Annotated in this window: 13 protein-coding genes and 2 pseudogenes; 3 read left to right on the forward strand and 12 right to left on the reverse strand. The window is 49.7% G+C overall.

The annotated features are described in order from the left end of the window. The first annotated feature begins 116 nt into the window (after positions 1-116). Positions 117-482 (forward strand): hypothetical protein, encoded by a 366-nt coding sequence (locus L3J94_01240; GenBank protein ID MCF6217380.1) that lies wholly within the window; start codon positions 117-119, stop codon positions 480-482. Positions 483-496: 14 nt separating this feature from the next. Here L3J94_01240 and recG read toward each other — a convergent pair whose 3' ends face one another. The 9 genes from recG to typA form a co-directional block, all read right to left on the reverse strand. Beyond that, a complete protein-coding gene (recG, locus tag L3J94_01245; protein ID MCF6217381.1) occupies positions 497-2,581 on the reverse strand; it encodes an ATP-dependent DNA helicase RecG in 2,085 nt (694 codons plus the stop codon). Between the two features lie 14 nt (positions 2,582-2,595). Continuing rightward, positions 2,596-2,979, reverse strand: coding sequence for a RidA family protein (locus L3J94_01250; protein ID MCF6217382.1), 384 nt, complete (start codon positions 2,977-2,979; stop codon positions 2,596-2,598). Between the two features lie 26 nt (positions 2,980-3,005). Next, a complete protein-coding gene (gene spoT / locus L3J94_01255) occupies positions 3,006-5,114 on the reverse strand; it encodes a bifunctional GTP diphosphokinase/guanosine-3',5'-bis pyrophosphate 3'-pyrophosphohydrolase (protein ID MCF6217383.1) in 2,109 nt (702 codons plus the stop codon). A 24-nt stretch (positions 5,115-5,138) separates the two neighbouring features. Further along, the gene (gene rpoZ, locus L3J94_01260) at positions 5,139-5,402 is read right to left on the reverse strand and encodes a DNA-directed RNA polymerase subunit omega (protein MCF6217384.1); all 264 of its coding nucleotides are present in this window, start codon (positions 5,400-5,402) and stop codon (positions 5,139-5,141) included. Between the two features lie 61 nt (positions 5,403-5,463). Next, a complete protein-coding gene (gene gmk, locus L3J94_01265) occupies positions 5,464-6,099 on the reverse strand; it encodes a guanylate kinase (protein ID MCF6217385.1) in 636 nt (211 codons plus the stop codon). Positions 6,100-6,177: 78 nt separating this feature from the next. Beyond that, a complete protein-coding gene (locus L3J94_01270; GenBank protein MCF6217386.1) occupies positions 6,178-7,251 on the reverse strand; it encodes a GGDEF domain-containing protein in 1,074 nt (357 codons plus the stop codon). Positions 7,252-7,268: 17 nt separating this feature from the next. Further along, positions 7,269-8,081, reverse strand: a complete 813-nt coding sequence (locus tag L3J94_01275) for a symmetrical bis(5'-nucleosyl)-tetraphosphatase (protein ID MCF6217387.1) — start codon at positions 8,079-8,081, stop codon at positions 7,269-7,271. Positions 8,082-8,130: 49 nt separating this feature from the next. Then, positions 8,131-8,571, reverse strand: coding sequence for a D-aminoacyl-tRNA deacylase (gene dtd / locus L3J94_01280; GenBank protein MCF6217388.1), 441 nt, complete (start codon positions 8,569-8,571; stop codon positions 8,131-8,133). A gap of 98 nt (positions 8,572-8,669) precedes the next feature. Continuing rightward, positions 8,670-10,487, reverse strand: coding sequence for a translational GTPase TypA (gene typA / locus L3J94_01285; protein MCF6217389.1), 1,818 nt, complete (start codon positions 10,485-10,487; stop codon positions 8,670-8,672). Positions 10,488-10,637: 150 nt separating this feature from the next. On the opposite strand from typA, the gene L3J94_01290 reads away from it, so the two are divergent. Beyond that, on the forward strand, positions 10,638-11,519 hold the full coding sequence (locus L3J94_01290) for a lysophospholipid acyltransferase family protein (GenBank protein ID MCF6217390.1): 882 nt from the start codon (positions 10,638-10,640) through the stop codon (positions 11,517-11,519). Between the two features lie 25 nt (positions 11,520-11,544). Here the strand turns inward: L3J94_01290 and L3J94_01295 are convergent. Beyond that, positions 11,545-11,673 (reverse strand): annotated as a pseudogene (locus L3J94_01295) (transposase). A gap of 191 nt (positions 11,674-11,864) precedes the next feature. Further along, a pseudogene (locus L3J94_01300) lies at positions 11,865-12,001 on the reverse strand (transposase). Positions 12,002-12,130: 129 nt separating this feature from the next. Between L3J94_01300 and L3J94_01305 the strand changes: the two are divergent. After that, entirely contained in the window at positions 12,131-12,421 is a 291-nt protein-coding gene (locus tag L3J94_01305) for a hypothetical protein (protein MCF6217391.1), read from the forward strand. Positions 12,422-12,507: 86 nt separating this feature from the next. Here L3J94_01305 and L3J94_01310 read toward each other — a convergent pair whose 3' ends face one another. Further along, positions 12,508-13,185 (reverse strand): NYN domain-containing protein, encoded by a 678-nt coding sequence (locus L3J94_01310; protein ID MCF6217392.1) that lies wholly within the window; start codon positions 13,183-13,185, stop codon positions 12,508-12,510. Positions 13,186-13,445 lie beyond the last annotated feature (260 nt).

Below are 13,445 nucleotides of genomic sequence, written 5' to 3' on the forward strand. Positions count from 1 at the left end.
ATCAATGACTTGTACAGAATACGTGCTTCTATCTGGGGATTAGGGGTTAACTCCAAACTGGCACTTAACAGATGTCTGTGTTAAAAAAAGCAACTAACTTTTTAGAGGATAAAATGATGCGTAAATCAATTATTGCAATGGGTGCCCTGATCGCACTGACACTGGCCAGTGGCTCGGTGTTGGCAGCAGAGAAAAAGAGCGTTGAACAGGTTAATAAAAACAGCCAGGCGTTAAGTGGTCAGCAGGTTGAGCTGCGCGGTGAAGTAACCAAGGTCAATAACGGTATTATGCGCCGCAACTTCATACACATCAAAGATGGCACGGGTGCGGGTAACAGCGGTAGCCTGATCGTGACCAGCAAAGATACCGCGCAAGTGGGTCAGACAATAACAGTGGTGGGTACCGTTAAACTGGGTACCGACTTCGGCATGGGCTATACCTATCCGCTACTGGTTGAGAATGCCACCATCACTGTCGAGTAAACCGCCCTTCCACATTAAACTTCGGCAAATTTAAGCCCCTTTCCAATCCAACGCTGAATGAGTGGTTGGATGAGTTGGGGGTAGCGCCGTTGAATCAACTCACTGGCTGCTTCAACCTGTGGTAATAGCTGTTCATCACGTAGTAGGTCGGCGATTTGCAGGGTTATATCTCCAGTTTGGCGTGTGCCAAGCACGTCACCGGGGCCGCGTATCTCAAGGTCTCGGCGAGCGATGAGGAATCCATCGTTGGTTTCACGCATTATGGAGAGGCGGGACTTTGCAAGCCGTGAGAGGGGGCTGTGGTACATCAGTAGGCAGCTGCTGCGGGTGGTACCACGACCTACCCGGCCTCGCAGCTGGTGTAGCTGCGCGAGACCTAGCCGCTCGGCGTTTTCAATGACCATCAGAGATGCATTGGGCACATCGACCCCCACTTCGATTACAGTGGTGGCCACTAAAAGGTCGATTTCAGCGCGTTTGAAAGCATCCATTACCTGTTTTTTCTCACTGGGTTTCATGCGCCCATGTACTAGCCCGATCCGCACCCCTGACAATAGGTTACGCAACTCAATCTCGGCATCCTCGGCCGCTTGACACTGCAATACTTCGGACTCTTCAATGAGCGTGCAGACCCAATAAACCTGTCGTCCGCTCTGGCAGGCAGAGTAGATGCGTTGAATGACCTCAGGGCGACGACTGTTGGGTACCACTACGGTCTCCACAGGGCTACGCCCGGGGGGTAGTTCATCGATGGTGGAACAGTCGAGGTCGGCGAATACCGACATGGCGAGGGTGCGAGGAATTGGTGTGGCAGTCATGATCAGCTGGTGAGGTACCCGATTATCAGCGGCTCCTTTCTCCTTGAGCGCCAACCGTTGATGGACACCAAAACGGTGCTGTTCATCAATAATAACTAACCCTAAGCGTGCAAACTCAACGCCCTGTTGAAAAAGTGCGTGAGTACCCACGATCATTTGTGCCTCACCAGATTCTAAGTCTGATAGCACCCCCTGACGCTGTTTTCCCTTTAATTTTCCCGCCAGTAAGGTGACTTGCAGGTCGAGGGGCGTTAGCCACTCACTAAAGTTGCGGTAGTGCTGCTCTGCCAGTAGCTCGGTGGGTGCCATTAAAACGGCTTGGTGGCCGGCTTCAATTGCGCTAAGGGCGGCCATCGCTGCGACCACTGTTTTACCCGAGCCGACATCACCCTGCACCAGTCGCTGCATCGGATAGGGTTGGCTTAGATCCTGGTTAATCTCACCGATGACACGTTGTTGCGCACCCGTCAGCTGGTAAGGGAGGCGCTGTGTGAATGTTTTTCGGAGTGCACCGTTGCCGTTAAGAGGAGGCCCCCCTTGTTGTCTGACGTGGCGGTGAAGTTCGCGCAGTGAGAGCTGGTGGGCCAGTAGCTCCTCAAATGCGAGGCGTTGCTGAGCGGGATGAGTCCCCGCTTCTAATTCGGCTTGTGAAACCTCGGGTGGCGGGTAGTGGATAAACTGTATCGCCTCAGCTGTTGTGGGGTAGTGATGCGCTGATCGCGTCTCGGCGGGGAGCAGTTCGCTGAGACTCTCCGCACTGTTTTCCAGCAACACCAGTGCCTGTGTAACCAGTTTTCGCAGGGTCGGTTGTTGCAGCCCTTCTGTGGCTGGGTAGATAGGCGTGAGGGCGTCGTCGAGGGTCTCAGTGAGGCGGTTGCTGTTGATTAATTTTATTTCGGGGTGGATGATTTCAAGCGTTGCTCCGCCCCCACGAATTTCACCAAAACAACGCACGCGCTGTCCCTGACTAAGGCGGTTTTGCTGTCCACTATTGAAGTAGAAAAAACGTAGCGTTAACAAGCCGCTGCCATCACTGATGCGTGATAGAAGCATGCGTCGCCTGCCCATTTTGATCTCGGTGTGTTGAACATCGCCCTCAACCATCACATTGTCGCCAGGGCGTAGCGTGCCGATGGGGGTGATGCGGGTACGGTCTTGGTAGCGGGCGGGGAGGTGAAACAGCAGATCACGAACGGAGTGAATACCGAGTTTGGCCAGCTTCGCTTCCATGCGAGGGCCGACCCCTTTTAAGAGGGTGGTTGGCTGGCTATCCAGTGCCATGCTGTCTCCTGAAATTAGTTTTGCAGTATGAGTATGCCATCCATTTCCACCTCGGCATCACGGGGTAGTTGAGCAACACCAACCGCAGCACGAGCCGGGTAGGGCTGTGTGAAGTACTCTTCCATCACTTCATTAACCGCAGCAAAATTAGCGAGGTCGGTCAGGAAAATATTGAGTTTGACTACATCGGAAAAGCGCCCGCCCGAGGCTTCGATAACCGCTTGCAGGTTTTTAAATACTTGGTGGATCTGCGCTTTGATGTCACCTTCAATCATCTGCATGCTGTCAGGCAGCAGCGGTATCTGGCCTGACAAATAGACCGTATTGCCAACTTTTACCGCTTGAGAATAGGTACCAATTGCTTTGGGTGCATTGTCGGTGTGGATGATCTGTTTCATTCTGTTTCTCAGTGTCGTTAATAGGTTCACCCACGGGTGCGGGTGATTTTTGCCACATTGGGTAGTGCGCGCAACTTGCGGATAATCGCGGCCAAGTGGATTCGGCTGCGCACGGTAATGGTGTAGAGGGTGGAGTGATGGGTACCATCATGTTCGGCGGTATAGACCTTTTCGATGTTGGACTCCTGCGAGGCAATGGCCGACGCAACCGTCGCCATTACGCCACGGCGATTGAGCGCATCGACGCGAATGCTTACGGCAAACTCCCCCTCTACGCTGCTATCCCACTGAACATCCAGGCTCTGTTCCGGGCGGTTGCGGAACTCAGCAGTATTGTTGCAAGATTCGGTGTGAATGACGATACCCCGCCCAATACTGATATGACCACAAATGGGGTCTCCAGGAATGGGGTGACAGCACTTTGCAAAGGTTACCACCATCCCTTCGGTGCCACGGATCGCGAGTGGCCGGGTGAGTCCATTGGTGTCACCTTCAGGCTGCTGATCCGCAATCAGCTGACGTGCGGTGATAAGGGCAACACGCTGACCCAAGCCAATGTCAACCAGTAGGTCGTCAAGCGACTGACACGCTTGCTCCTCCAGGTAACGCTGCACGGATTGTTCGGAAACTTGCTCAATCGAGCTGGAAAAAGCGCCAAGCGTTTTATTGAGCAGGCGCTTGCCCAGCGCCAGTGCCTCATCATATTGCAGGTTTTTAAGTGCGGAACGAATGCTGGTACGCGCCTTTCCGGTAACGGCAAAATCGAGCCACACAGGGTTGGGGTGTGAGTTTTTGGTGGTGATAATCTCTACGGTTTGACCATTTTGTAACCGGGTGCTGAGCGGCACCAGTTTGCGGTCTATTTTGGCGGCAACGCAGCGATCACCAACAGCGGTATGTACGGCATAGGCAAAGTCAACGGTGGTGGCACGCCGTGGCAGCTCCATGATCTCCCCTTTGGGGGTGAAGACATAGACCTCATCCGGAAAGAGGTCGATTTTGACATTTTCAAGGAACTCTAATGAGTCACCCACGCTATTTTGAATATCCAGCAGCTCCCGCAGCCACTCCTGTGCCCGCACCTGGCTACCCGACTCACTGGCATCCGATTTATAGAGCCAATGGGCGGCAATGCCCGCCTCAGCCACTTCATCCATGCTGGTGGTTCTGATCTGAATTTCGATGGGCACACCGAACGGGCCAAAAAGAATGGTATGCAGGGATTGGTAGCCATTGGTTTTGGAGATGGCGATATAGTCTTTGAACTTTCCGGGCACCGGCTTATAAAGATTGTGCATGGTACCGAGAATGCGGTAGCAGCTATCCACACTATCCACCACAATACGAAAAGCATAGACATCCATCACTTCAGAGAAGTTGAGATGGTTGCGTTTCATTTTCTGGTAGAGGCTGTAGATGTGTTTTTCGCGGCCAAAAACCTGGCATGGGATGCCCTCCTGATCAAGACGCTCCTTAATTGCCGTTTCAATTCTCTGGAGTATCTCCTTGCGGTTTCCCCGTGCGTTGAGTACCGCTTTTTTAAGCACCTTATAGCGGTTTGGGTAGTAGGCTAAAAAGCCAAGGTCTTCCAGGTTAAGTCGCAACTGGTTCATACCCAGTCGGCTGGCGATAGGTACATAGATTTCGAGGGTTTCACGGGCGATACGGCGGCACTTGTCTGGTCGCATGACACCCAGGGTGCTCATGTTGTGTAGGCGATCTGCCAGCTTGATCAGGATAACGCGAATATCCTTGACCATGGCCAAAATCATTTTACGAAAATTGGCCGCCTGGGCCTCCACTTTGCTTTCAAAGTGGATGTGGGTCAGCTTGGAGACACCATCCACTAGCTCGGCAACTTCGTTGCCAAACTCAGTTTCTAGTTGTGCCTTATCAACACCGGTATCTTCGATAACATCGTGCAGAATGGCCGCCATGAGCGAGCGATAATCCATGCGCATTTCGGCAAGAATAGTGGCCACTGCAAGCGGATGGGTAATGTAGGGCTCGCCGCTTTTACGGTATTGCCCTTCATGGGATTCGGCGCTAAACACATAGGCGCGATAAACCTCGGTGATCTGGTACGGCTCAAGATACTCTTCGAGCTGCTGGCATAATGTGCTGATGCTGGACATTGGAGGTAAATATCGAGGCTAAGCTTAAAGTTCTTGCTGTAGCTCTTCGTCACTTACTTTTGACTCGAGGGCATGCTCTTTGGCAATAACCCCTTCGAGCATTTCACGCTGGTCGATTTTACCCGCAGCAATCTCACGCAGTGCAACCACGGTGGGTTTGTCATTTTCCCACTCAACCAATGGTTCTTTGCCATTGCTGATTTGGCGCGCACGCTTTGCGGCCACTAATACTAAATTGAAGCGGTTGTCCACGTGGTCAAGACAATCTTCTACTGTGATGCGAGCCATTTGCGTTACCTTGTGTTGTTCGATTGACGAAAAGGAGTCGATTCTACTTAATTTGTATGTACTATGACAATAAATTGTCCAATAATTGTTCATTGCGCTGTTGTTGGGGCAGCATGCGTAGCCGCTGGCTGAGGATTACAGTGCGTAGCTCTGCAAGCGCGGTATTGAAATCATCATTGATAATGAGATAGTCAAACTCACTATAGTGCGTAATCTCGTTAATAGCGTCACGCATACGACGTGCAATGATCTCATCGCTATCTTGTCCGCGCCCCTTGAGTCGCTTCTCCAGCGCTTGCCGAGAGGGGGGTAGAATGAAAATTGAGAGGCACTCCGGCATCATCTTGCGAACCTGTTGCGCCCCTTGCCAATCTATCTCAAGAATGACATCAACACCCTTATTCTGCTGTTTTGTCACCCAGTCACCACAGGTTCCGTAGTGGTTATCAAAAACCTGGGCATGTTCCAAAAAGGTGGCTCGGCCAACCATCTCTTGGAAGGTATTGCTGTCGACAAAGTTATAGTGCACCCCGTTGATTTCACCAGGTCGAGCATCCCGGGTGGTGTGTGAGACGGAGACCTTAATATCATCACAGGACTCAATTAGCGCCTTCACAAGTGAGGTTTTACCCGCACCAGAGGGTGCTGAAATAACAAAAAGAGTGCCTCGGGCGGTGTTTGGAGTGATATCTGCCATAGTGATGTTGTTCTCAATGGTTGCTTGTGTTTGACGCAGCCCCCGGCTGCTCAGTGCGTGTCCTGCTTCAATGAATAGCTAAAACAGCTCAATTTCAGACTCGACAACTTCTGGTGTGGAGACCTTTAAGAGGCCTTGCGCGACCAGCTCGGTATGAAAGCAGACGCGGTTTCGGCCATTATCTTTGGCGTAGTAGAGCGCATCATCCGCATGCCCCAAAACAATCGCTGAAATGCCTTGGTCTGCTATCTCCACGTAGCCAATACTGACGGTGACAGAGCCAATTTGCGGGAAGTCATAGTTTTCCATGGTTGCGCGAAAACGCTCGAGTGCGGCGGCGGCTCCTTTTTGGCTGGTAGCACGAAGTAGCACCACGAACTCTTCACCACCAAACCGAAATAGTTTGTCGTAGCTGCGAAAAGTGCTTCGCATAATATTGGCCAGTAGCAGTAATACCTCATCACCGTAGAGGTGGCCATACTGGTCATTTATTTTCTTGAAAAAATCGATATCAATGACCGCTAGCCAGTTACCCACACTCTCTTCATTGCAATGGCGTCGCTGCGGATGTTGGCTCTCCTCTCTGTCCTGGTCATTGGGGTGCTTCCATTCACCCAGGATGCGTTCAAGGTCGCGGTCAAAGGTGCGACGATTGAGTAATCCGGTCAAGGTGTCATGTTCACTATCATCGAGCAGGCAGGCGTAGTTACGATAAATCTGGAAATAACCTGTTAGCAGTTTTTTATGGGTACTTTTTGAGAGACCTTCCCCACAGATAACAAATGAACTAATGATCACGCCCGCACGATTGGTGAGGGGATAAACATAGGTATCCGGCTGCTCTTTAGTGCTCTCAACAAACACCGGCTCTCTGCTCTCAATACACTGGCTGAGGCCGGTGATTTGGTGTATGAGGAATTGTGAGGAGGGTGTGCAAGGGTCGTGGAAGGTTAAATTGCCATCTGTTATATCGGTTGTGATAAGACAGCGTTGCTCACCATATTCTGAAATGATTTTATAGAGTGAAATTCTTTTTAATTTTAATAGCTCAAAGAGTGTGCTCATCAAGCTTGCTTCAAGCAGCTCGCGATCTGCCTGAGTCGTGACATGAGCAATGGACTCTATTATTTTGTCTGCGGTATATTCCGACATGTGACCCTCATCTCTGTTCAGCATGGTGTACAAGGCAGGCTAAAGAGTGCCCGATCTTCAATACGCAGTGCTGTCAGGCTTCCGCCCCATAAGCAGCCGCTATCCAATGAAATAACATTACTACCCTGATGTATGCCCAGCGTTGACCAGTGCCCAAATAGGATCGTGAACTCGCGGCTGTTTCGTGCCGGGTGCTCAAACCAGGGTAGGGCTCCGGTGGGTTGTGTGCCGGGGGCTCCTTTGGGTTTCATGAGGTAGTGCCCCTCGTTATCACAATAACGCAGCCGGGTGAATGTGTTAGCGATAAAGCGCAATCGATCCCATCCCGTCAGCTTTTCAGACCACTTATCGGGCCGGTTGCCATACATGTTATCAAAAAAAAGCTTATACCGGTCACTCTTTATCATGTTGCTCAGTTCATCCGCGCAGCTTAGAGTGGTGGCCAAGTCCCATTGCGGGCAAACACCCGCATGTACCATAAGGGTATTATATTTTTGATTGTAGTGCGCGACGGGTTTTTTTCTGAGCCACTTCATCAATTTTTTACAATCATCTGCTTGAAAAATGGGGTAGAGAGAATTATCTGGATCAGGGGTTGTACCCTGATAATAGCGCGCCAGCAGATGAAGGTCGTGGTTGCCCAACACGGTGATGGCACGCTTCCCTAAGGCACGTACGTAACGCAGCACTTCAAGGGATTTCGGTCCTCGGTTAACAAGGTCTCCACAGAACCATAGGGTGTCCTGGCTCTGATCAAACTTGATTAGCGCCAACAGCGCCTGAAGCTCATCAAAACAGCCTTGTATGTCGCCGATTGCGTAGGTTGCCATAATTTAATTCAAAACTATCCGAAAATGTAGTATCTCGACTAGTTTAACGCTATTTTGCCTGTAACCAAAAGGTAACCGGGCCATTGTTGGTCAGTGAGACCTGCATATCCGCCGCAAATTCTCCTGCTGCAACGTCTGGGTGTTGTTGCTGAGCTTGCTGTACAAAGTAGTGGTAGAGGCGTGCCCCTTGATCGGCTGCGGCTGCGGGCGTGAGGCTGGGTCGAGTTCCCTTGCGGGTATCTGCGGGCAGGGTGAATTGCGGCACCAGCAATAGACCGCCATTGACCTGTTGCAGGCTAAGGTTCATTTTCTTTTCGTCATCCTCAAATACTCGGTAACTGAGCAGGCGTTGCAGTAGTCGGTCTGCGCTACTTTCATGATCGCCTCTCTCAATGCCGAGTAGCACCAGCAGGCCGTGCTCTATTTGCCCAACCACCTCACTATTAACCTCTACTTTTGCGTAGCTAACACGCTGTAATAGCCCAATCATGGTTATTTATCCTTGGATTATTGGCGATGTGCAGGCATAAAAAAACACCCGCCACCCAGATGATAACATCGGGTGGCGGGTGCTTTCAGGTGAGCAGCTTATTTGCCGGAACGACCAGCACGTTTGCGCTCATTTTCGGTGAGTAGCTTCTTGCGTGGGCGAATATGGTTGGGTGTTACTTCAACCAGTTCATCATCATCAATAAACTCCAGCGCCTGCTCTAGGGTATGGGTAATAGGGGTGACCAGTGATTGCGCCTCATCCGTACCCGATGCGCGCACATTGGTCAGCTGTTTGCCTTTTAGTGCATTAACGACCAAATCGTTAGTACGGCTGTGAATACCGATGATCATCCCTTCATAAACCTCAGCCCCGTGACCAATTAACAAGCTGCCACGAGCTTGTAAGAAGAACAGTGCGTTGGTCAGTGCTTTACCCGCGGCATTGGCAATCAATACGCCATTCATGCGGGTGCCATATTCGCCTTTCTTTAATGGGCCATAATGATCGAAGATGCTGAACATTAAGCCGGTGCCCTGGGTTGCTGTTAGAAACTCGGTACGAAAGCCGATCAAACCACGTGAGGGGATGATAAAGTCGATACGAACACGACCCTTACCGTCCAGCTCCATGTTGCTCATCTCTCCACCACGGCTACCCAGCTTCTCCATGATGGTGCCCTGGTGTTGCTCCTCAATATCGATGGTTAACTGCTCGTAAGGCTCCTGTTTTTTGCCGTCAATTTCGCGAAAGATAACTTCAGGACGGGAGACACCCATCTCAAAACCTTCACGGCGCATGGTTTCGATCAACACAGAGAGGTGAAGCTCGCCACGTCCTGAAACCCGGAATTGATTGGCATTTCCAGTCTCTTCAACCCGCAGTGCCACATTGTGAATTAACTCTTGATCCAGGCGCTCTTTAATTTGACGTGAGGTGACAAACTTACCGTCAAGGCCTGCAAAGGGAGAGTTATTAACCTGGAATGTCATGCTGACGGTTGGCTCATCAATGCTCAATGGCGCCAGGGCTTCAACAGCAGCAGGGTCACACAGCGTATCAGAGATGCTTAACCCATCAATACCAGTGAAGCAGATGATGTCACCCGCCTGCGCCTCTTCAACCTCGATGCGCTCTAACCCCATAAAGCCCATGAGTTTGAGTATGCGTGCGTTGCGACGCTCGCCGTCGGGACCTACCACGGTCACTTGGGTGTTGGTTTTGATACGGCCACGGGCGATACGACCGATACCGATAACACCGACATAGCTGTTGTAATCAAGCTGTGAAACCTGCAACTGGAAAGGATCCTCAATCTCAACTTGTGGTGGGTGAACCTTGTCGACGATGGTTTGCAGCATTGGCGTCAAATCACCGTCGCGGACACTGTCTTCAAGGCCAGCAAAACCATTTAGACCAGAGGCGTAGACCACCGGAAAGTCGAGCTGCTCGTCGGTAGCACCCAGGTGGTCAAATAGATCGAAAGTTTGATCCAGCACCCACTGTGGGCGCGCACCTGGACGATCAATTTTATTGATTACCACGATGGGCTTAAGACCGCGATTCAGTGCTTTTTGCGTTACAAAGCGTGTCTGGGGCATTGGTCCTTCGACGGAGTCAACCAGTAGTAGTACGGAGTCAACCATAGAGAGTACACGTTCTACCTCGCCGCCAAAATCAGCATGTCCCGGAGTATCCACGATATTGATGTGGTACTTACCCCATTTAATTGCGGTTGGCTTTGCCAAGATGGTAATACCACGCTCACGCTCTTGATCGTTGGAGTCCATAGCGCGCTCTTCCAGCTGAGTGCGTTCGTCCAATGTATCCGATTGCTTGAGTAGTTGGTCGACCAGGGTGGTTTTGCCATGGTCAACGTGGGCAATAATGGCGATATTACGTAAATTCTCGATCACAGTAGTAAGCTCGATGATTAATTGAATTGAATTGAATGGCGCGGATTGTACAGTAAGTGGACAGATTGTTCCTAGTCCCATAGGTGATTATTTGACGATTTAACTATGAAAAGGCATGATCCCAGCAATATTCTGTGAAATATCGATAAGATGAGCCAAAAAGACGCCCCCTTTAAAGTTTTTGTAATTAAATGGCTACTGCACCTTTTCGCCTTGCTGCCACTACGTGCGGCGCATGCTGTTGGCCATCTATTGGGGCTGTTTTTATGGCGCTTTTCAGCAACCACTCGTCGGGTGGTGTTAAAAAATATCGCACTCTGTTTTCCTGATATGAGTAAGTCATCACAAATGAAACTGGCTAAAGCGAATCTGCTTGAAACCGGTAAAAACATCACTGAGTTGGGGGCGATTTGGCTCTGGCCAGCAGAAAAAACACGACAACTGGTAAAGCAGGTGAGTGGCGCTGAGCTAATTGAGCAAGCGAATAAACAGCAGCAGGGGATTATATTTGTCGCACCTCACCTCGGGTGCTGGGAGTTAATTGGCCTATACCAGCCGATGCTCTGCCTCTATCGGCCACCGCGAATGAAACAGCTAGACCCCGTCATCAGAAAAGCACGCACTCGAAATGGCACTCGCTTGGCACCCACCGATGCCAGAGGTGTGCGTGCGATACTGCAAGCGCTGCGCAAAGGTGAGGCAACCGGAATTTTACCTGATCAGGACCCGGGGCGTGGCCATGGCCTGTTTGCCCCCTTTTTTGGTGTAGAGGCAAACACCATGACTCTGGTATCCAAATTGGCAATTAAGAGCAAGGCAAAAGTGATCTTTACCTATGCAGAGCGGTTACCAAAAGGTGAGGGTTACCACTTACACTTTATACCGGCGAGCGATGAAATTTACGGTGATCATTCCGCCGGTTATATGAATCAGCAAGTCGAGCAGTTGATACGTCAAACACCGAACCAATACATGTGGAGCTACAAGCGCTTCAAGAGCCGGCCAGAGGGTGAAAGGGGTGTATATGATTAAGCTCGAACAGTTAAAAAATATGGCTCTATGTGAAATAGAGCGGGTAATTGAACTTTAGTTTTCCACAAAGAAAGTAAACCATATTGATGAAATTATCGATATTACGATAGCCTCTTGCTCGACGTTTGGCGAGCTGAACCTTGCTCCCAAATCCCCAGATAGGACTCCCTCCGACCTCTAAGAACCATTAACGAGGCTGTAGAAAAACCCACCCAGAGCCCCTTCCTACCTGCCCAGTGTCTATTCCACATCACTTTCAATGATAATCATCTTGTAGTCCGACATTGACCTGCCAATAGCGGTATTGGCGGCTATTGAGGGCTTTATTTGGCCTTTTCTTTACACTCAGTGGATTAGTTGTCCATAGTTGGCCAGCTTCTCTATATAGTGCACTATAAGCAGTAGCCTTGTACTTTGCTTTTTCCTCTCAGGCTAAAACGATTGAGTCCTTTATTGCTGCACATATTGGCGAATACGGGCTGACCGCCATGGACGCAAATGTGCCTTAGATTCTTAAAGATCAAGCCATATAGAAAACAATAGACCTCTAAATACATTATGTACAGACTTGACCCCTTTACTTTATCTGACCCCTTTATAAAATAAAAAGAATGGTCAGCCAAAAAGTTGCCGTTGAAGAAGTGTCACCAACAAAAACAGAGGCTTATAATGAGGCCTCTGCACGTTTTATCCTTCACATTGATGGTTATGCTCACAACACATCAATGACGCGATGCTTTGGTGGGTACATGTTTGAATACATTAATGTTGAGTTAATTGATGTAAGAACAAATGAAACAGCTTTACACTATTCAAATTCTGGCTATTCTGAAAACTGTCCGCCTTTATCAGGTACAATTTTTACTGATGTAGTTGAATTGGTCTCCGAAGTATGGGAATAGCACATAACACGGCGCTACACCTGACTGCCCAAAGCGGCGCCGCTCGTGCCTCGCTCTGCCACTTTGGGCAGCAGGTGAGCTAAACGTTATGTGTTTTTACATGGTCGGGGCCATGAAGAAACAAGCCCATCAATGTGCTCGTGAAGATCTGGATTTATATTGTTCCACATGGGGTCAAGCACAAAGTCAATACCTTCTCTACGTGCGAGTTTTGCGGCAGGAACAAAATCACTATCTCCAGCTATGAGAATTATTTGGTCAACCGATTTTTTGTATGCCAGTGAAGAAATATCTAGGCCAATTTTCATATCAACACCTTTTTGCCTAGCCTCGTATTTAACATCGCCTTCGGAAAGTTCATCGATTGAAATTTTGCTATTTAGCAGTTCTTTAGTTTTCTTCGCATTTATTACCCAATGACCATCATCGGCTATTCTCCCGAATCGTAGGGCTACTTTCCTGAATCGCTTTAATTCTTGGTGAAATTCATTGCGAAATTTCGCTTCAGGAGTATCCCCAAAGCTAAATCCTTTTTTGGTAACAGGATTCTGCGCCCGCTTCGCAAGAGGAGGGCAGTCATAGAAGAAAATCCGATATAGCTCCTTCTTTTTGACTCCCTTGCTATTTACTTGTCGTAAATTACGCAGAAGACCGCTATAGAGGTCTCTTGCAACTTGGTTTGGAGATTTATCGCGCCAACCTGGATAGAGTGCTCGATATCGTTTAATGAAGTAACTGCCGTCCACAAGTATCGCTGATTTCATATAAGCCTCTGTTTTTAGGCATAAAAAAGCCCCGGATTTCGTGAGCCTCGCTATTGTTGGAGGCCCGTACTTTCCAGGGCGCTATTCAACTTTGATTATGGTATATACACTATTCATAGTCAATGAACAAACATAATCGGGTAGCCAAGGGTCTCTAACCCTCAGCCCCCACAACACCCTGCATGCGGCTCCGCACAGGGCGTTTCACTTAGCATAGTGAAGCTTGATCCATCCATCACGTAGTGCCACTAGCCCCTGAG

Source organism: Gammaproteobacteria bacterium (assembly GCA_021647245.1).
Classification (GTDB): domain Bacteria; phylum Pseudomonadota; class Gammaproteobacteria; order RBG-16-57-12; family RBG-16-57-12; genus JAFLJP01.

What these genes read in the sequence shown, in the direction of transcription:
- L3J94_01240 (MCF6217380.1), top strand. Translation starts at nt 117, where the DNA reads ATGCGTAAATCAATTATTGCAATGGGTGCCCTGATCGCACTGACACTG.
- recG (MCF6217381.1), bottom strand. Translation starts at nt 2,581, where the DNA reads ATGGCACTGGATAGCCAGCCAACCACCCTCTTAAAAGGGGTCGGCCCT.
- L3J94_01250 (MCF6217382.1), bottom strand. Translation starts at nt 2,979, where the DNA reads ATGAAACAGATCATCCACACCGACAATGCACCCAAAGCAATTGGTACC.
- spoT (MCF6217383.1), bottom strand. Translation starts at nt 5,114, where the DNA reads ATGTCCAGCATCAGCACATTATGCCAGCAGCTCGAAGAGTATCTTGAG.
- rpoZ (MCF6217384.1), bottom strand. Translation starts at nt 5,402, where the DNA reads ATGGCTCGCATCACAGTAGAAGATTGTCTTGACCACGTGGACAACCGC.
- gmk (MCF6217385.1), bottom strand. Translation starts at nt 6,099, where the DNA reads ATGGCAGATATCACTCCAAACACCGCCCGAGGCACTCTTTTTGTTATT.
- L3J94_01270 (MCF6217386.1), bottom strand. Translation starts at nt 7,251, where the DNA reads ATGTCGGAATATACCGCAGACAAAATAATAGAGTCCATTGCTCATGTC.
- L3J94_01275 (MCF6217387.1), bottom strand. Translation starts at nt 8,081, where the DNA reads ATGGCAACCTACGCAATCGGCGACATACAAGGCTGTTTTGATGAGCTT.
- dtd (MCF6217388.1), bottom strand. Translation starts at nt 8,571, where the DNA reads ATGATTGGGCTATTACAGCGTGTTAGCTACGCAAAAGTAGAGGTTAAT.
- L3J94_01290 (MCF6217390.1), top strand. Translation starts at nt 10,638, where the DNA reads ATGAGCCAAAAAGACGCCCCCTTTAAAGTTTTTGTAATTAAATGGCTA.
- L3J94_01305 (MCF6217391.1), top strand. Translation starts at nt 12,131, where the DNA reads ATGGTCAGCCAAAAAGTTGCCGTTGAAGAAGTGTCACCAACAAAAACA.
- L3J94_01310 (MCF6217392.1), bottom strand. Translation starts at nt 13,185, where the DNA reads ATGAAATCAGCGATACTTGTGGACGGCAGTTACTTCATTAAACGATAT.